General features: G+C 34.2%; 14 protein-coding genes. 3 read left to right on the top strand and 11 right to left on the bottom strand.

Features of this window, described 5'->3' with window-relative positions; translation table 11 throughout:
• Positions 1-276 precede the first annotated feature (276 nt).
• Positions 277-702, bottom strand: coding sequence for a hypothetical protein (locus tag EHE19_RS08540; RefSeq protein ID WP_137696341.1), 426 nt, complete (start codon positions 700-702; stop codon positions 277-279).
• Between the two features lie 29 nt (positions 703-731).
• The gene (locus tag EHE19_RS19740; RefSeq protein WP_244648363.1) at positions 732-2,951 is read right to left on the bottom strand and encodes an EndoU domain-containing protein; all 2,220 of its coding nucleotides are present in this window, start codon (positions 2,949-2,951) and stop codon (positions 732-734) included.
• A gap of 913 nt (positions 2,952-3,864) precedes the next feature.
• Here EHE19_RS19740 and EHE19_RS08525 point away from each other — a divergent pair.
• The 3 genes from EHE19_RS08525 to hydG all read left to right on the top strand — a co-directional run bounded on the left by EHE19_RS08525 (position 3,865) and on the right by hydG (position 7,109).
• Positions 3,865-4,122, top strand: a complete 258-nt coding sequence (locus EHE19_RS08525; RefSeq protein WP_137696342.1) for a TM1266 family iron-only hydrogenase system putative regulator — start codon at positions 3,865-3,867, stop codon at positions 4,120-4,122.
• Positions 4,123-4,456: 334 nt separating this feature from the next.
• Positions 4,457-5,653 (top strand): [FeFe] hydrogenase H-cluster maturation GTPase HydF, encoded by a 1,197-nt coding sequence (gene hydF, locus EHE19_RS08520; protein WP_137696343.1) that lies wholly within the window; start codon positions 4,457-4,459, stop codon positions 5,651-5,653.
• Positions 5,654-5,681: 28 nt separating this feature from the next.
• A complete protein-coding gene (gene hydG, locus EHE19_RS08515; RefSeq protein ID WP_137696344.1) occupies positions 5,682-7,109 on the top strand; it encodes a [FeFe] hydrogenase H-cluster radical SAM maturase HydG in 1,428 nt (475 codons plus the stop codon).
• 130 nt (positions 7,110-7,239) lie between these two features.
• Here hydG and EHE19_RS08510 read toward each other — a convergent pair whose 3' ends face one another.
• The 9 genes from EHE19_RS08510 to EHE19_RS08470 form a co-directional block, all read right to left on the bottom strand.
• A complete protein-coding gene (locus EHE19_RS08510) occupies positions 7,240-9,201 on the bottom strand; it encodes a carbohydrate-binding protein (RefSeq protein ID WP_137696345.1) in 1,962 nt (653 codons plus the stop codon).
• Positions 9,202-9,562: 361 nt separating this feature from the next.
• Positions 9,563-10,063 carry an energy coupling factor transporter S component ThiW gene (gene thiW, locus EHE19_RS08505; protein WP_137696346.1) on the bottom strand — a complete coding sequence of 167 codons (501 nt, stop codon included), beginning with the start codon at positions 10,061-10,063 and terminating at the stop codon, positions 9,563-9,565.
• A gap of 320 nt (positions 10,064-10,383) precedes the next feature.
• Entirely contained in the window at positions 10,384-11,700 is a 1,317-nt protein-coding gene (gene thiC / locus EHE19_RS08500) for a phosphomethylpyrimidine synthase ThiC (RefSeq protein WP_137696347.1), read from the bottom strand.
• Between the two features lie 1,220 nt (positions 11,701-12,920).
• Positions 12,921-13,301 (bottom strand): hypothetical protein, encoded by a 381-nt coding sequence (locus EHE19_RS08495; RefSeq protein ID WP_137696348.1) that lies wholly within the window; start codon positions 13,299-13,301, stop codon positions 12,921-12,923.
• Positions 13,302-13,379: 78 nt separating this feature from the next.
• Positions 13,380-13,571: a uracil-DNA glycosylase gene (locus EHE19_RS08490; protein ID WP_137696349.1), complete on the bottom strand. Its 192-nt coding sequence runs from the start codon at positions 13,569-13,571 to the stop codon at positions 13,380-13,382.
• Between the two features lie 107 nt (positions 13,572-13,678).
• Positions 13,679-14,053, bottom strand: coding sequence for a DUF1667 domain-containing protein (locus tag EHE19_RS08485; protein ID WP_137696350.1), 375 nt, complete (start codon positions 14,051-14,053; stop codon positions 13,679-13,681).
• The gene (locus tag EHE19_RS08480; protein WP_137696351.1) at positions 14,046-15,284 is read right to left on the bottom strand and encodes an NAD(P)/FAD-dependent oxidoreductase; all 1,239 of its coding nucleotides are present in this window, start codon (positions 15,282-15,284) and stop codon (positions 14,046-14,048) included. The genes EHE19_RS08485 and EHE19_RS08480 overlap by 8 nt, the downstream gene beginning before the upstream one ends.
• Before the next feature lie 425 nt (positions 15,285-15,709).
• Positions 15,710-17,176 carry an NAD(P)/FAD-dependent oxidoreductase gene (locus EHE19_RS08475; protein WP_137696352.1) on the bottom strand — a complete coding sequence of 489 codons (1,467 nt, stop codon included), beginning with the start codon at positions 17,174-17,176 and terminating at the stop codon, positions 15,710-15,712.
• 1,140 nt (positions 17,177-18,316) lie between these two features.
• Positions 18,317-19,981 (bottom strand): 3D domain-containing protein, encoded by a 1,665-nt coding sequence (locus EHE19_RS08470; protein ID WP_137696353.1) that lies wholly within the window; start codon positions 19,979-19,981, stop codon positions 18,317-18,319.
• Positions 19,982-20,111: the final 130 nt, after the last annotated feature.

Raw genomic sequence — 20,111 nt, 5'->3', positions numbered from 1 at the left:
CCTTCATTGGATTTTGTTCAGTAAAGGGGGTACATATCATTTTTAGGTCTACCTTTTCGGGTCGGTTCAAACACACTTTTTGATCTAACTATTGCATCATTTCATTTCTTAACTTAATGACATTGAGCAGTACTAGTGGTTTAGGTGAGTTCATATTGGTGGTCAATATGAACTATTGTGTGTCAGGTTGGTGGTCTAGAAAACCTGATAATGCCCTATACTAAGGATTTTGCAGATATACAAAAGATCATATCAACCTAAATGACTTTTTGAAATTTACTTATCTTCAAGTCTATTAAGAAAATCCTCATAAACTTTCTTAGTAGCAATTCCAACATCAGGTAGCGTCTGCTTTATGTTATCAATTAATAATTTGTTTTGTATAATTTTCTCCCTATGATCCTCCATAAAATTCCTTAAAGAATCTACACATACTTCTAATAATTCTTTATCTAGAGTATTTGCTAATTGCAACAATACTTTAAGTTGTTGTGCGCTTTCAATATTATCAAGGCAATATGCTAACTTCTTTTTAAACTCTAAAGGCTGAGAATCCAATTCATTTAGCATTTCTAACCAATCACTTTCTGAAAACCTCAATAATAGCTTTCTAGCATCTTCGGATGCAATATCATACCAAAAATCTTGTGAACTATCCTCATCTAAAAAGTCCTTCATAAATTCAACAAAGTTTTTATACATGTCCAACCTCCATTTTTAATTTTTTAAACCTACTTTACTGGGTTAAATCCAGGAGTTAATTTCCCTCCTGTAGGATAACCAGATATAACATTATTCCCATCTTTTATAACATCGATTTCTACACCATTTACAATACCTCTATGTAAGGTTAAATTATCACGTACACCAATTGGAGGAGTATCACCAACAGTTTTTATGGAATCAATTATATTTTTGTTACTCCAATTTTCAGGAAAAAGTGTACTTGTCTTTATTTTTGCTAAGTTACCATTTGAGTACTGAGTTGTAAATTTTACTACCTTTGTTCCATCCGCATTTTCTGATATTACTTCTACTGCATAATTGGGATTAGCATTGTTAATCTGTGGAGAATGTCCACCTATTAGTTTGTTTCCATTAGAACGTTCTCCATATAAAATTTTATTTTCCATTTCTGGACTAATGATAGTCTTACTCGTTATATTAGTAGTTTTTTGGGCATTAACACTACTTGAACTTTTACTTGAAACATTTTTGGTATTTACACTACCTGAACTTTTACTTGAAAAATTTTTGGTATTTGCACTACTTAGATTTCTACTTGAAACATATCCTAAACCAAGCACCATTAAGCCACCAATAACATCTCCCCATCCCCCTTCCAACTTATTTCCTAATTCTTTAAATTTTATTTTTTCATATCTTTCAATAATAAAATCTAATTTCTTCTCATCCAGGGTATGGTCTGAAAAATCCATGCCATACAACATCATATGTATTTCTAATGCCGACAAAGTCCCCTCATCATAATAACCAGTTCTTAGTGCATTAGATAATGCCTGAATAGCAAACATTCTTTTATTGATTTCATTTGGATCGTCTGTCATTTTATACCCCAAATTGGTGTTAAGCTTGTATGGACCCGTTTTTCTAATTTCAAGTCTCATAACTTCTGCAGCTTCTCTTAATTTGCTCTCATCCTGCCACCAAAATCCATCAAAATATCCATCAGTTCGATTCCAATAATCAGAATTCAATTCCTTATAGTTAACACCATTAACCATTCCCTCTTTAGCTTTCTTTGGAGGAGTATCCGAATATCCTTGTTTTTTTAAGTATTCTATGGTTTTAGTATCACTAGCTTTTACCTCTGTTTTTGTACCAGTATTCGGTGCATATAAAATCTTCTTTTTCTGTGGAGGTATTTCTGTATATCCTTGTTTTTTTAAGTATTCTATGGTTTTAGTATCACTAGCCTTTACCTCTGATTTACTACCAGTATTTGGTGCATATAAAATAATTTTATCCGTATTATTTTCTACTTTCTTTCCTTTATTAGGAGGATTTTGCGAATATCCCTGACTTTTTAAGTAATTTATAGCATTAGTATCAGTAGCTTTTATTTCTATTTTTGCACCAGTATTTGGTGCGTATAGAGTGATTTTATCTTCTTGAACTCTCTGTATGACCTTATTGAATAGTGATCCTAAGTAAGAAGGTTTATTCAATTTTATTATACTACTTTTTGAACCTTCATTAACAGCTTTATCCCCCATAACATCTGCTTCTTTTTCAAGTTCTGCATTATCATTCACAAGAGTGCCTGATTTCATCTGCATTGTAGGGGGTACTCTTCCCTGCTTCTGCTGTACAGCATGCCATCCTTCATGAGGAAGGTATTTTTCCTGACCAGGAGCAATATGTATATTGTTTCCCTGCGTATACGCCAATGCACCTACTTGCTGTGGTTTATCAGAATTTTTATGTACACTTACATCTGATAAATCAATACCAGATAGATTTTCAAGACCTGACCTCAAGTTGCTTGGCAAACCCGTAGAGGAAGATGCATTTTTTGCTGATTTCCTCTGAATAGGCTCATTTTCACCTATTTGTCTAACCTGTGATAATTTCTGTTTTTGAATAACGCTTTTTTGGTTAGCATTAGTCTCATCGTGCTCTTTATTTTGTTGAATATTTCTAACTTTCTTTCCCGTACCATTTAATTTCATTAACTGTTTACGTCGTTTACCCTCATTCAATAGTTGAAGTGCACGGCGATATCCAACAGCTCTTTGAAAAAGTAAAAATTCTTCACGTGTTACAGAATCGGGATCTGTGAGAAATATCTCTTCCATTTTTTTATAATCTGTTGTTCTCACATTATATTTTTTTTCGTCTTCTTTGCCATCTTGTTGCTCTTGCAGATTTTTGTTTACCGTGCTTACAGGCTTTTTAGGCTTATTTCGCAGTTCTGCCTTTTCTTTCATCTATGTCACCCCTTGAAGGTTAGTCATATATAAAGTAAATTTCAAGATATTAATAACAACATAGATATAAAATGACTTAAGACACAACCATATGTTTGGCAAAAGTGCTTGTTCTTCACCGCAATTATTTCAGTGTCAATTTCGTGAGCAAGCAATAGATATATTTCTCGGGAGTACTATTTAAGCATTTTACTGTTCTATATATTGTATTGTCATAGGCGGAATAGTAATTATTTATACAACTCTTTTTTTAACTTCTAATATTCCCCTTGTAATCCGCTTCACATTGCATTAAAATAAAACATATACTAGTTTTAAGTATAGCAACAAGCTGCGAGGTTTTCTTTCAGCGAGGTGCAGCTAAAATTTAATATTGCATATTTACAAATTAAATGTACTGATTCAAGAGGGTTCGTCCCAATTGTTAAGGCATGAATATTTATAAGTATACTAAATTATGCTCTATTAGATAAAGGGTTATTATTCGATTTGGATTTCTTTGTTATTTATTAAGCTTTCCCTTTATTTGATTAAGGAGTTATTCTTTATTGAGAGTTTAATTTTCTAGACTATATTATCCTTGTGCCTTACGGTATAAGGATTTTTTATTTGTTAAAAGCTTCATCTAGTCAATAACACTGTAAGGGGTTAAAGAACTAATCCAATGAAAAGTAAGTTTTTTATACATATTTGATTTAGTAGATTTAATTTGATTAATTGGCAACAAGCCATTGCTAAATTTTACACAACCAAAAACTATATTGTTGGAGAGTTGATTAATTTTATTAAAGGAGGGTTAATTCCATACCTATGCTTAGTAATTATTACACAGCTTTTCCATATAAAAATGCAGGTATTAACTTATCAATGGGAAGTTGAGTTATTAAGCTTAAAAAGGTGTTGGACTGTAATTATGCAAACAAGAATTGCTGCTGTTAGTATTATTATTGAGAATCCAGATTCTGTTGAGAAATTAAACACTGTACTACATGACTATAGTCAATATATTATCGGCAGGATGGGTATTCCCTATCAAAAACGAAATATATCCATTATCTGCATTGTGATGGATGCGCCTAATGACGTGATTAGTGCATTATCTGGAAAATTAGGCATGATACCTTATATAACCGCAAAAACAGCTTATTCAAAGCTTTTTGATGCAGAATAGGTGCAATTAGATTATTACTAACTAATATGAGTGCATCACAAAATAGCGAACATTAATGCACAAGCATAAATATTTGATGTTTACAATTGTTAATAAGCCATAACTGCTTTTGCCTCAAACGACACAAAGTACTTATGCAATAAATAACCACATTAATTTATTTAGTATCAATTTATTTTGTAATAATTCATTCAGTATTAAATATTTAATTGTGTAACAAAAACTATTGATAACCTAGCATCTATTACCTTTTAATAAGGTAATATTAGTTAAATATGTTAATAATTTCACAACGTATGCAACATATTCTTAAAAAAATGAAAGGAATAAATTTATGAGCTTAAATGAAACTCCACGAGCAAACCGCTTGCACATAGGTATATTTGGAAAAAGAAACAATGGAAAATCTTCTCTGATAAATGCTATTACAGGTCACAACACTGCCTTGGTATCAGATTTGGCCGGCACAACCACTGACCCTGTATACAAAAGCATGGAAATATATCCAATTGGTCCATGCGTTTTAATTGATACAGCAGGCTTTGACGATGAAGGCTCTATTGGACAACTACGAGTTGAAAAAACAAAAGAAGCTGTTCAAAAAACAGACATTGCCTTAATTGTATTTAGTGAAGATGAAGAAATTGATATTGAGAAGGAATGGATTGCAACCTTCAAAAATAAAAATATACCCTTTATACCCGTTCTGAACAAATCAGATTTGATTATAGATATAGATGCTGCTAGTAAATATATTGAAGACAATATCGGAGTAAAACCTATTGTAGTGAGCAGTACTCAAAAAAATGGAATTGATCAAATAATAACGGCTATAATGCGCAGCCTACCAGAAGATTATGACCTTCAAAGTATTACTGGTGATATTGTTAAGGATGGAGATGTTGTTTTGCTTGTAATGCCCCAGGATATTCAAGCACCAAAAGGACGTTTAATTCTTCCTCAGGTACAAACACTAAGGGAGTTGCTTGACAGAAAGTGCATAGTTCTAAGTGCTACAACTGACAAGCTAGATGAAGCACTTAATGCCCTTAGCTCCCCCCCTGCAGTAATAATTACTGATTCACAAGTTTTTAAGACTGTGTATGATAAAAAGCCCAAGGAAAGCAAGCTAACTTCTTTCTCTGTGCTTTTTGCAGGCTACAAAGGCGATTTGGACTATTATACAAAGAGTGTTGTAGCTATTGATAATTTAACTGAAAGTTCAAAAGTCCTTATTGCTGAAGCCTGTACCCATGCACCCCTTAGCGAAGATATAGGAAGAGAAAAAATTCCTGCACTTTTACGTAAAAAGGTTGGGCAAAACCTGACTATTGATATTGTAAGCGGTACAGATTTTCCAAAGGATCTGACTAAATACGATTTAGTTATTCAATGCGGTGCTTGTATGTTCAATAGAAAATATGTTCTTTCAAGAATTAAATTAGCTGCTGAGCAAAAAGTTCCTATGACTAATTACGGAATTGTAATTGCTTATTTATCAGACATACTTGACAAGATTAGCTTAAAATAAAAATATTTTTAACAAAGGAGTTAAAAACATGTATAACGTAAAATCTATGGACTCAAACGAATTTATTGATGATGGTGAAATTTTAGAATCTATTAGTGAAGCAAAGAAGCTTGTAAAAGACCAAGCAGAAATAGATAGAATATTAGCCAAAGCAAGGCAATACAAGGGGCTTACACATAGAGAAGCTGCTGTCTTGCTTGAAATAGATGATGATGAAACTCTTGAAAAAATGTATAAAACTGCACGAGAAGTCAAGGAAGAAATTTACGGGAAGAGAATTGTAATATTTGCGCCTCTATATTTATCAAATTATTGTGTTAACAATTGTAAATACTGCGGCTTTAAATGTTCAAATAAAATAGGAAGACATAAGTTAACTCAAGAAGAAATAAGAGAAGAAGTTAGGGCATTAGAAGCCATGGGACACAAAAGACTGCTGCTTGAAGCAGGTGAAGACGATGAAAATTGTCCTATCGAATATATTTTGGAATGCATTAAAACAATCTATGATGAGAAGTTTGAAAATGGTGCAATCCGCAGAGTCAATATTGATATAGCTGCAACCACAGCAGAGAATTATAAAAAGCTGAAGAATGCTAAGATTGGAACTTACTTGCTATTCCAAGAAACATATCATAAGCCAACTTATTTAGAAATGCACAAGGGTCCAAAGCACAATTACGAGTGGCACACTGAGGCAATGGACAGAGCAATGCTAGGTGGCGGAATTGATGATGTTGGTATAGGAGCTTTGTATGGATTGTATGACTATCATTATGAAACAATTGCGCTGCTGATGCACGCTGAGCATTTAGAAGCAGTTGCAGGAGTTGGCCCTCATACAATTTCAATTCCGCGGCTTCTTCCTGCTGAAGGTGTTGACTATGAGTCCTTCCCCTATTTAGTAAATGACAGAGATTTTAAAAAGCTAGTTGCAATTATCCGCCTTGCAGTTCCTTATACAGGAATGATTCTGACAACACGTGAAAGTGTCGATTTTCGTAAAGAACTTCTTGAAGTGGGTATCTCTCAGATGAGTGCAGGCTCAAGTGTTGATGTAGGCGGTTATGCTAATAGAAATACTATTGATGAGGAAGGTTTAGAAGAAAAACCTCAGTTTAACCTTGCTGATCATAGAAAACCTATTGACGTTATAAAAGACCTTGTAAAAGATGGTTATATACCAAGCTATTGTACAGCCTGCTATAGAGAAGGCAGAACTGGCGACCGTTTTATGCCTTTAGCTAAATCAGGTCAAATTAAAAACTGTTGTCACCCTAATGCTTTGCTAACATTCGAGGAATATATAAGTGACTATGCTGATGAAGAACTAAAGCAAATGGGTCAAAAAATGATTGATGCCGAAATTCAAAATGTGCCTAATGAAAAGCAACGAGAAAGAGCTGCTGATTACCTGCGCAAAATTCGTAGTGGTGCAAGAGATTTGAGATTCTAAATCGACATACAATAAAAAAGGGAACAAAATATGTTATTTGCTGGTGAGTGCAAAAACTATTTTGTTCCCTCTTTATTGTTATATCACTATTCAGCTACTGATTATCAGTCTATTGGTGTTCAAATTGCTTCTATACACCCATTTCAAAAGCTACGCAGAAGTTAGGCTGTGAAACTCCTGATCTACCTTTGAATGGATCTGAATCACGCAGCAAGCCCCAACGGTATGTTCCATTTGCTCTTGAACTACCACCTGTAAAGGCGTAACCTACTTTTACACCTGATGCAGGAAGGTTACTTGCACATGTTATCTTTACAGAATTTCCTGATATTTCAACTGAACTAATGGTAACTTTTGAACCATTTGCTGTAACCTCAAAGCCTTTACCATTTTTCCATTCAGTATTGCTGCTCTGATTTGGTGCTCCAAGTGTAGTATCCCAAACTAGAGGACCTACTGGTACATGGAAGTTTACTGTTATCACATTACCGCTCTTTGTAGCTCCAGTAGGTTGTAATGGCTGCCAATTGTTACCTAGAACAACTCTTTCATAATATACCTGACCGAATTTTTCACCCATCTGTTGATATGCATTTGCTGTCAAATGCACATGGTCGCTGCCATAAGTACGTTGATAGTTTGGTCCTATACAAACGATATCATTTGGATAGTCAACTCCAGCCTTCCACTGAGCCAATGTTGAAACTGCAGTTCCAGTACTCATATATGAATGCTGCTGTACTAAAAACAGAGGTATATTCTGTGTTTGTCCAGTTATTGCTTTAATATCCTTATTATAATCAGACCATAATTGACGGATACAGCTTTCATAGGACTGATTGTTGAAATCATTTTCTCCATGTACAAGAGTAATTGCTCCAACACCGTATGTCTTACCAGCTGCTTTTGCAAGACGGTTAATTGCTTGAACCTCGAACAATGCAGCTTGGTAGCTATGACCTAAATCACTTTGAACTGCTGCACCCTTCTTTAATTGCTCGTAACCTTGACCTGTTTCACCAACTACCGTGTGTGCAGTAATGTAGTCTTTACCACCTGCTGCCTTAACCAAAGCAGTTATTTGGTTTGCCATAGCTGTATGTGGAGTCTCTCCCCATATATTTATTGGATAAGCAACATGCCAGCCAGAACCAATATTTCTAATAGGCTCAACTAGTGGAACCATTTTAAGTTGACTATTGTTTGAATCGTATGGTGGAACTGTTAAATTTAAGTTTCCTAATGATAATTTTAGATTGTTATAAGGCTGAGTTGTAGATACCACTGGAGTACCAAAATGTCCAACTGAAAGGCTTTGACCAGTTCCAATTACTCCAGCCCAATCCCAAGGTATATTAAACTGAGGTTCTTCTGGATCCTCTGGATCTTCTGGCTCTACACTTGCTCCTGGGAAAGTAGTTATAATGCCAAGTAAATACTGCTTCATAAGAGCAAAATCAATTGCATCAATTGCTCCGCTGGCATCTAAATCTGCTGATGCAGTATTTTCGATTGCTTCTGCTCCTAAAAGATGCTTCTTTATCAGCATTAGATCAATTGCATCTATTGAACCATCAGCATTTATGTCACCTAAAGTTTTAGAACTGCTAGCTCCATCAAAACTAAACCAATTAATATTAAATAAATATCCGCTTCCCCCAGTAAATTTTAGGTATAAATCATGTATTCCAGTTGCACCAGTAAGATTACAACTTACATCTACCCAATTCTGAAAATCACCCGTTCCGGAAACAGGACATGTACCTATTAATGTGCCATTAATACTGTCAAGCCTAAGTTCAATATTTCCTCCACTTGTAGCACTTGCTACTCTTGCCGTAAAGCTAGTCTTTCCGCTGCCAAAATCAATACCGCTGTAAACTGCATAATCTCCATTTTCTATATACCCAATATTTTCGCCACCCTCTGCACAAGCTTCAGTGCGAATCCCAGATTGGGAAGTGAAATTTTCTGCTTCTATTTTAGAAGCAGCGGCATACGCTGTTTGAGGATCACTGTAGCTAATATTGCATGCAAGCAAAAAAGCTGCAGTAATTGCACCAATAAATCTTATTATTTTCTTATTTAGCATAGATTAAACCTCCTTTTATTTTAGTTAGGGTTAATACTGCTTTTGTATAGTTATATAAAATAAAAAAGTTCAGCCATCATTTCAGATTTTTTGTCAACTTTTACATAGACAGCACTCATCTGAAAGCAGTATTACTATTACAAATATTCGTAACTGCTTGAAATTTTTAGTGGGAAAATTAGGATATATATATTGTCATTTAAGTAAATAAGTCAATATCACCCACAATGACAAAAATGCGTTTCGTGAGACTCGAAATCTCAAAATGCATTCACCAACTATTTTTAAGTTGTTATAGCTACAAACCATTGATAATTTTACAACACAATAGCTGCTATGTACGTAGTTGTTAGTATATAATTTATAGCTTATTAGCAATGGATTCTAATGATGTTCTGCGCTTCAATGCAAAAATCAGTATTGCAGTAATTGCAGCACCTCCAAATGAACTAATACTAAATGGTATTACAAATCCAAAAAGTGCTGCTTCCCTCTCTAAAATAAAGGCTGCAACAGGATATGCTAAAATTGCACCAAATAAGCCTGTACCAATAACTTCACCTATTACAGCACTCATAACTTTGGGAATTTTTCTATACAATAAGCCGCAAAGCAATGCTCCCACCATACTTCCAGGAAATGCAAGCAGCGTTCCCGTACCAGCTATAACACGAATACATGAGGCTGCAAATGCCACTACTACTGCATAGAAAGGTCCTAACATTACACCTGCTATAACATTTACCATATGCTGTACTGGCGCACATTTAGCAATACCCACTGGAAATGAAAATGTTGAACCAACAACAGCTACAGCTATAAGTAATCCTGATAAGGCTATCATTTTAACATTTATCTTCATAAAAACAACTCCAATCTAATCTATATTTTAGTACTCAATTTCCCAAAATTTTTTAAAAACAAAAATCTATCTGTGTTCAAGTTTATCAATGGTCTATTGCTGCATGAATTGGTACTGTTGACGTAATAATTGTAAATTAGTACTGTTGCCAAGAAGCAGCAATTGATTCTAACCAAACTTTACCAACTCAACTTTACATTGATAATTCTAAACACAGTATCCAAATCTTTTTTTACACTTGTATATTCAAACTTAATTTTACATTGATAATATTGAACACCTATAATTCAACGGGAAAAGCTACGTTATGTATTTTAAATCTAAGCTAACTTTTCAGAACAAAATTCAACCTTTTCGCCAGCTAAAATTTTATTTGTTGTTCTGAGTGCACACATTTTTCCACACATGGTACATGAATGCTTTTCAGAAGGCGAAGAACTTTCGAAGTACTCTCTTGCTTTATCTCCATCAATAGCATATGAGAACATTTCCTCCCAATCAATGCGGCGTCTGGCATCACTCATTTTGTTATCAAGTTCCCGAGCGCCTGGAATACCCTTTGCAATATCAGCTGCATGAGCTGCTATTTTTGATGCCACTATTCCCTCTCGAACATCTAATAAATCTGGAAGGCGCAAATGTTCGGCTGGAGTTACATAGCATAGAAAATCAGCACCGCTGCTAGCTGCAATTGCACCGCCTATTGCAGAAGTAATATGGTCATATCCAGGGGCTATATCTGTTACAAGAGGTCCCAACACATAAAAAGGCGCTCCATGACATAACCTTTTCTGTATTGTCATATTTGCAGCAATTTCATTTAATGCCATATGCCCCGGGCCTTCTACTATTACCTGAACGTCCTTGTCCCATGCTCTTTTTGTCAAATTGCCAAGTTCAATTAGTTCACTTAATTGCCCTGCATCTGAGCTGTCATTAATGCTACCAGGACGTAATGCATCTCCAAGGCTTATTGTAACATCATACTCCCTAAGTATTTCTAAAACCTCATCATAGTACTGGAAAAACGGATTTTCATTTCCCGTCATTTCCATCCATGCAAATAATAAAGAACCACCACGAGAAACAATATTGGTAAGCCTTTTAGAGCGCTTAAAGCATTCAATTGCACGTTTGTTTATTCCAGCATGAATGGTCATAAAATCAACGCCTTCTTTTGCGTGAGCTTCTACAATGGTAAGAAAATCCTCTGCCTTGATGTCCAATAAATCTTTTTCCAAATAGCCAATTGCATCGTACATAGGTACTGTACCAATCATAGCAGGAGATCTTTCAATTAGCTGAGTTCTGAAAGTATTTGTCTTTCCGTAATTACTTAAATCCATAATTGCCTCTGCTCCAAATTTCAGAGCCAAATCAACCTTTTCCATCTCTTTTGAATAATCAATGCAATCTCCTGAAATCCCTAAATTAACATTAATCTTAGTTCTGAGTCCTTCTCCTATTCCTTCAGCACTAAGTGATTTGTGATTAATATTTGCAGGAATTACTACCTTTCCGCTGGCAATCAAATCTCGTAATTTTTTTTCATCAATTTTCTCTTTTCTTGACACTAACATCATTTCATTGGTGATAATTCCTTTTTTAGCTGCTTCCATCTGTGTTTTATAATTCATTTTTTACCCCTCTCTTTAGTTCTACCTCAAATATTTTATTCGGCTTTCACAAGCAGAATTAAAAAATACAAAGCTTAAGTTATTATTTAACTTTCCCAGTTAAAAACGTATGTGTTAAGCTTATCAATGGAAAGTTGGATTAGAAATAATTGCATGAATTAGTTGGTGAGTAAAGCTTGCTTTATTAAAGAGCATTTGAAATTAATGAAATATAGAAGGTAGTGTTCATTTATGTTTAATTTCATTTAGCACGCTCTATGTTTTTTTGCCGTCAACTCAATTAACCATGGATGGTGAATGTGTACGACGGCTAAAATACTGAAGATAAACCATTACTAATTCAAGCAATTATTTCGTCAACAAGCCATTGATAAGCTTAAGCACCGATAGATTTTTTCGGTGGGAAAGTTGGATTAATTATTTAAAAGCCGTATATAAAGTGGTGTTGTATTGTATGTTATTTTTCAGCGGGGATTAAGAATAATACCGTAATTTTTATTAAAGTGACTGGCGTAGTCCAGCTTCGCTAAACACACCACAACCTAAAAAGTGCCTACCCAATTGGGTAAGCACTCTAATTCAATAAAAACTAATTCTTTGCTTCCCTACAACGGTGTTAACCGACAGGTTCAAAGGGTCAGGTTTTACCTTCTCAACCGCAAAGCACACGCAAATAAATAGTAATACTGAAATACACTATTTACTGGTGTTCCTTATTGGTCCCCCCACAAATAAATATTAAATTGTATAACATTTATGACATATAAAACAACATCTTGAATTTTAACATATAAAGGAAATTTAGTAAAGCTATAAAATAGACGCAAAGTTAAGAAAAAATAGTTTCCTCTTTTTTATATTATCGTGTTTAATATTAATAACCCCGACTAATTGTAATAAAAGTAATTACAATTCCAGTAATAATAAACAATATAGGAACCTTTATGTATCTATTATAACAAATAACTTTATGCCTGAACATGTACTTCATCTAAAGTTGATACTTTTCATTTTTACAAAAAATCTCCTACTTAGCATATGAATTAAATTCTTTGCCAAGAAGGAGTTATTTCTAATTTCAAACAATAATTTTTATTTTCCTGATTTAACTATGCAATTTAATTTAAAAGAGGTAGGCTTGTTATCAAAACCTTACCTCTTTTCATTGATTTTCACTTAAGAATTAAACAGTATTATCAAATACTTATTATAATTCTATATTAAACTGCATTGTGAACGAAAGATGCTATACTGTTTATTGGAATATCTGTTACAGATCCAACGTTATAAACAGGAGTGCCTTTATTCATTCCGTACTGATCGAACTGACAATTGTATCCATATCCGTGCATATTGTCATTATTGTTGTCATTCATATTCATGTAATTTCCACCACAAGCATTTCCTAATGCACAACCAGGTGCAGGGCCAATACTGGTTATTAATCTGCAATAGCACTCATTAACTCCTAATATTACGCCTGTAAAGCCGCAGCCTGACTGTCCTCCGCTTTTAGTAAATATAGTAACTGTTTGACCAATGTACTTTGCTAATAAATGACAAAGATTGTCATTACAGCCACATGAATTACAACCATCCATATAAAATCCCCTTTCACTAGAATACTATTCATACTAGTAGTTTATGTTAACCCTAATGAAAGTGTTACTAATAGATATTTAATTATTTAGCTTCGAGTTCTGTTTTTTTTCTTCATAGCCTTGACAGGGTTGTCCTGATGATTGATAAACTACTACAGATGGAATCTGCCTAGTTTTGAAGCCAAATGTTTTACATCCATGCGGCATATTCGCATCCCAAGTAATATAGTAGTATTTGCAATTACGGCAGTTAATCCTTTCTGTTGACATTTTGTAAAACTCCTCGTTAAATAATTTGAATACGACATTAAATAATTGGTAAACAACTCTCTTCTTGTAAATAATTTTCTTGATTTAATACTTTTCTCAGTGCAATATTAAGTTCTGTTCATTACTCCCTTTGTTGTTATTATATTTACACCTGTTCCAAATAAGTCCGATATTACTACCTGATGAAACTCAACAGGAGCCTTAAGTTCTATCTTTCTGAGTTCTGCAAGAGCACACTGTATTTTTTCCTTTGGAATTGGTTTATCACTTCTAACACTGACAAGCGGCAGTTCCCCATCGATAACTCTTATTGTTGAGGTTAAACTTCTTTTAGGAAATTGTATTTCATCTATCGCATAGGCTTTTCCCTTTTCACACAAGGCATTTTCAACAAGACTTACTTTATTATTTGCATCAATTTGAACATTCATTCTGCAACCATTTGGACAGACTATACAAACTATCTCTCTATTGTTACTCATCAATAAACACCTCCAAATTTCGTACATCATTTAAATCCTGAGCTTTTAAGTCTATTCTTACCATTTCTGCAGGGTTTAGAGCTTTGAAGGTCTTTTTCTTAATTTGCCTATTGCCGTCTTTAAATATTATTGTCTTATTTTTATACGGGCTTGTTACCCTCATTGAAAAGGTTATATCCTTATTTGGTGAAATGCTCTGAGGCAATACATATCTAATTCCATTGCCTGCAATAACAGTTATATCAGATTTATTTTTAATGCTGCCGTTTATATAATCAACAGCAGTTCTAGCTGCCAATTCACCCTCCGCTGATACATAGTCCACCAAATCATGCACCTGCAAAACATTACCGCAGGCAAATATTCCTGGAACACTGGTCTGCAAATTTTCATCAACTCTTGCACCGCCAGTAATATCATCAATATGTACACCTGCATTTAAAGACAATTCATTCTCAGGTATTAAGCCAACAGATAGTATTAAAGTGTCACATTCAAACTTTTTAGACGTTCCGCGAATTGGGTTGCCTTGTTCATCAACCTTTGCAATAGTAACACTCTTAACCCTTTCATGGCCTTCGATTTTTATAACAGTGTGGCTTAATAAAAGTGGTATTCCAAAATCATCAAGACATTGTGTTATGTTTCTTTGAAGACCGCTCGAATAAGGCAGCTTCTCTACAACAGCCAATACCTTTGCTCCTTCAAAGGTCAAACGTCTTGCCATTATTAGTCCAATATCTCCAGAACCTAAAATAACTACTCTTTTACCAACCATAATATTTTTGAGATTAACAAGGTTTTGCGCAACTCCTGCTGTAAATACACCTGCTGGGCGTGTTCCCGGAATGCATATAGCACCCCTTGTTCTCTCTCTGCATCCCATTGCAAGTATTATTGCAGAGGCTTTATATGTTTTAATTCCGCTAGGGCTAATAGTTGTAACTACCTTGTCAGAACTAATATCCTGAACCATAACATTTGTAATTATCTCTATATTCAGCGACTTTGCCTCATCAATGAATCGTTTTGCATACTCGGGGCCTGTCAAAGCCTCCTTGAACCTTATAAGTCCAAAACCATCATGAATACACTGATTTAGTATTCCTCCAGCATTTAATTCTCTTTCAAGAACCAATACATCATCTATACCCTTTTTCTTAGCCTCTATTGCAGCAGCTAGGCCAGCAGGTCCCGCTCCAACTATAATTAAGTCTTTTTTTATTAACATATATGTGCACATGCCCAATTTTCCACATGAACATCAAGAGAATACATTTGTTGATGGAATTTATATGGGCTTGGTAACTCCTTTTCTATTAGTTTCTATATACTTCCATTATTTTTTTAATTAGTTCTATTAATTTATTTATTTTTATTTATTATATTTAGCCAATTGATTTTTTTATTTTCTATTTAATTACTTGATTTATTTAATTTCTCTATTCAGCCACTTGATTTAATTTAACTTCTCTATTCAGCCACTTGATTTAATTTAACTTCTCTATTAAGCCACTTGATTTAATTTAACTTCTCTATTAAGCCACTTATTTATTCCTAAGTGGTTGGATGTTTCACTTATCAACGGCTCAAAAACTTTTCCCGTTAAAAATATTTTTGCTCCACTTAAATTTACTCTACTTACTTTACTTAACTTTACTTAACTTTACCTGTGAAAAGCTTTGATTCCTTTCCACGCATTGTTATTTGCTCAGGTGGCAAGCCCTTCTCATTATTCAAAATGTCAACAATTCTTGTTAGGCAATATCCTCCTTGGCATCGCCCCATCATAGGTCTTGCACGATACTTAATTCCTGCTAAAGTAGTAACTCCAAGAGGATTATTAATTGCATCAAGTATCTCTTTTTTGGTAATCCCTTCGCATCTGCAAACTATTTCACCATATTCAGGATACTGGCTAATTAGTTCTTCCTTTTGGTCAATTGTTAATTCTCTAAATTGAACTATTCCCTTTCTTGTAGAAATATAATCACTTTTTAGCTTAAGGTCTTCCTTGTTTGCTATAATATCTCGTACCATTCTGCTAATAGGTACAGAGGACGTTAATCCCGGCGATTCTATGCCAATTAGATTAATTAATCCCGGAACCACTTTGGATTCTTCTATAATAAAATCTCCAAATCCACCTGTATTTGGCCCCACAATTTTTGACCTGATACCTGTATAGCTTCTGATAATATGTCGCATGCTTAAAGGTGGAAGCAGCTCCTTTGCTTCTTTGAACAGCTGATCCATAACTTTCTTAGTTGAGCTGTAGTCATTCTTTGTTTTTATGTATTCAGCACTAGGTCCAATGAGTATATTACCTTCCATTGTTGGTGTCAGGTGTACCCCAAGTCCGCCAATACCAGGCCTTGGGACAGGGTATACAGGCATATTAAGATATTGGCTGGTTCTCTTGTCAAGAATGAAATATTCTCCTCTGCAAGGATAAATTTTGTACCCCTTCTCACCTGCCATAGATGAAATTTTATCAGAATAAAGTCCTGCACTGTTAACTAGGTATCTACAGTAAAAATATGTGTCTCCTGCTTTAACCCTAAAAAGCTTGTCCTGCCTAGATATTCCTTTAACCTCTTTATTAAAATAGAACTTAGCACCATTTACGGCCGCATTTTCTGCAAGTGCAACAGTGTATATAAATGGATTTGTTATTGCAGTATTAGGGGATAGCATGGCTCCTATCCCTCCCACATGAGGCTCCATTTTCTTAACAGTCTTAGCATCAATAAACTCCAGTCCTTTAACACCATTTTTTCTGCCATTTTCAATTAATTTGTCTATGCCTGCAAAATCGCTTTTATCAAAAGCCACAATTAGCTTTCCCGTCTTTTTATAAGGCACATCCAATTCTTTGCAAACACCTTCAAAACCTTCATTTCCCTCAACACAAAGCTTCGCCATAAGACTTCCCGGCTTGTTATTAAAGCCAGCGTGGACAACTGCGCTATTTCTTCCGCTAGTTCCACTAGCTACATCACTTTCCTTTTCGAATACAGCAATTTTTAAATTGTATCTTGAAAGTTCCCTTGCTATGGCACATCCAACTGCGCCTGCACCAACTATTATTATGTCAAATGTATTTTCAATATTAGCTGCCATAAATTCCTCCATATAACCAAAATGCTGATTTGATTATATCACAAACAAAATTAGTAATAAACTGAGTACTTTTCCTCATTGCAGTAATTATTCAACTTTGCTACTGCAAAAATCTATCGGTGTTAAGCTTATCAATGGCTTGTTGGCGAAAAACTCGAAAGTATAGTTTGTACTTACATGGTGCACTTTCGAGTCTCAAAAAACGCAAGCATTTATAATCCAACTTTTTATTGATAAGTTTAACACCTACGATTTTTCAACTGGGAAAGTTGAATAATTTATTTTTAAGCCCTATCTACTCAAGAAGTTAAGTTTAATATAACTATCAAACATTCTACTAACTCTTCAGCAATAAAAAATTTTACCACATGAACATTTATAGTCTGATAGTTTTTAGTATCTAAGGCCAGATTTCAATCATTTTATGCGACATTTCAAGTATTCCTTCAGATAAGCAGTATAATGGCGCACAAGAGAATGGATTGTCACTTTTGAGCAAGCAATATATATGATAATGGATAGCCTTTGTTATCATCACCAAAAATAGGTTGCCTGTTTTCAAACGCCTCTTCCCATGCCTCTTTGTTGGTTTTTATATAGTCCATTTCGATTCCTCCAATAAAAAACTTCAAAAATACCAATTAAAATTTTATTTACTAAAAAATATGTATCCACGTTGTACAGTAACAACCTAATGTGGTTAACAATATTTTACTATCACCAGTCATGAAGTCAATAAAAATTTATAAAGCACTTCACCACCTTAATAACAAAAAAAGCCCCATAACCTCGTATATACAACTTCCATTAAGGGCATTTTCTTTCCATTTTGATGTAATATTTTGAATTTAATAAAACTCTTAATAAAACAATATATCTCAACAAAAATTATAATCCTAATTCTCAGCGAAATGTTTATTATCAGCTTCCTATATCAAATCATTTCATATATTGAAACTAGAATTATTTCTTATGAAAAAATCCAATTCATTATCAGATATTTTATCGAAAATCTTCTTCCGTTTTATAGATAATTAATGGGGGTAACCCTTTTTAGGTCAACCCCTAAAAGATTTAAGAAATTTTTGTGTAACACTATGCAATAGGTAATTTTAGAATCTTAAGGTCTAAGCTCATTTATTACTTTGTACCTAAATACTTTACATATGCAAAATATTGCTTTTTTCTGTCGTCATTACGCCCGGGAACCGGATCCATTAAAACCTCCCCGAGTACTTTCACAGAGTTTAAACTATCTATTCCTTCACCTGCAAAATAGTCAATACGATAATTTTTGATAGCGCCTCCTATATCTACCATCTTAACTTTACCCAACGGTTTAATGTATACATTATGCAGCGGTGGAATTATCAGTGGGTCAGCAGCAATAGTTTTGCGTGCTTCAACATTGCCATAACGTCCTCTATACAAATCTTTCAATTCTTTTTTCTTAAATTTACTGTCTATGTAATAATCACTGCCGTCTGCCCCTTCGGCTAAGCCTGTACCGTTTTCACGTGTCTCTGCTAGAAATTCACTGTTATGCATTTCATCGCCTACCTTTGTCATAGTATTTTTGCCCTTGCCAGCTTTTCCACTCTTAAATTCCTTTTCAACAGGAATATAATATTTCGTAATCATAAACATTTCTTCATACCAGGCTTCGTTAAAAGTTACAGTTTCTTTTTTAGCATATACTATTTTATCCTTTTCATCTACAAATATTTCTGCTTTTCCTTTTTTACGGGTTTCAATATTAAAGACTATCTCACCTTTTTCGTCAGATATATCATTGACATAAATAATCTTATCCTCTTTTCTTGAAGATTTAATACACACTTTAATGCCTGAAATAGGTTGATTATCTTTTGTCAATGTCAGTTTTGCTTTTTTACGGTATAAGACTTCACTATTTATAACTTTTTCTTCTTTCGGTATAATTGGTAAATCATCCCCATGTTGGTTCTCAATAAATCTAAAAACTCCAAATACCTTATTAAGCTCTAATGTAATAGGCCAATTGCCACCTGAGCAGAAGGGAAGCGACTTATCAATTCTTACTTTTGGCATTTCTAGCGAAAAGTTATTTGAAAGTTCAGGACACTGAGTGTCAAGAATCAGCTGGGGATTACCGTTTTCATTTGCAATGAGTTTAGTAGTTCCTGTCACCTTCAATCCCATATCTATGTCACAGCTTGCTTTTAAGGTTATAGTTCTCACACATATTGTACCACAGCCTGACAATAAGCCTATTCCCTCTTCAGTTATGGTAAAATCCATATGAACCTTCATATTCCATTGTGTAAATCCATCTGTACCGCTTCCCGTTAATGAAGCTTTCCACTGGCCGAAAAAATTATTAAGATTTTCTCCATTTATGATATAATTCATACCGCCCTCACTAATGGGTTTTGTGAACATATAGGGCTTCGCGATTTTCATTGACTCTCCCGCGCTTTCTTTTTCTGAACTGCCTTTCCCTTTTGTTCCTTTTTCAGTATCAGTACCTTCGGAATCTTTATTTTTTCCTTTTGTCGAAGATGAAACTTTCTTTTTAGTGGAAGTACTTTCCCTATCGGATGGAACATCGGTTTTAGTGCTCATTGAATTATTAGGATTGCTCAGCATATTAAACAGGTCGATATTTAATTCCTTTAGTTGTGAAAGAGCTTCACCCACTTTAGCTAATGGTCCATTTTCGCTAAAAATGTCTTCTAAATCTTTGAAGACCTTTTCCATATCATTCTCATTCTGCGACGCTTTGCTTTTTGACTTTTCATTATTATATTCTTTATTATTAGGCATACTCATACCTCCACAAAAAAATTTACATATTTTTGTATAATTACTCATATTAAATCATTTATTTAAAACTTTTTCAATATATGTTATTTTTTCTAGAAACAACAAATAAACGGAGGTTTTGTAACCTTAC

It is taken from the genome of Ruminiclostridium herbifermentans (assembly GCF_005473905.2).
GTDB lineage: Bacteria > Bacillota > Clostridia > Acetivibrionales > DSM-1351 > Ruminiclostridium > Ruminiclostridium herbifermentans.
This window is presented reverse-complemented; position numbering and strand designations above follow the sequence as displayed.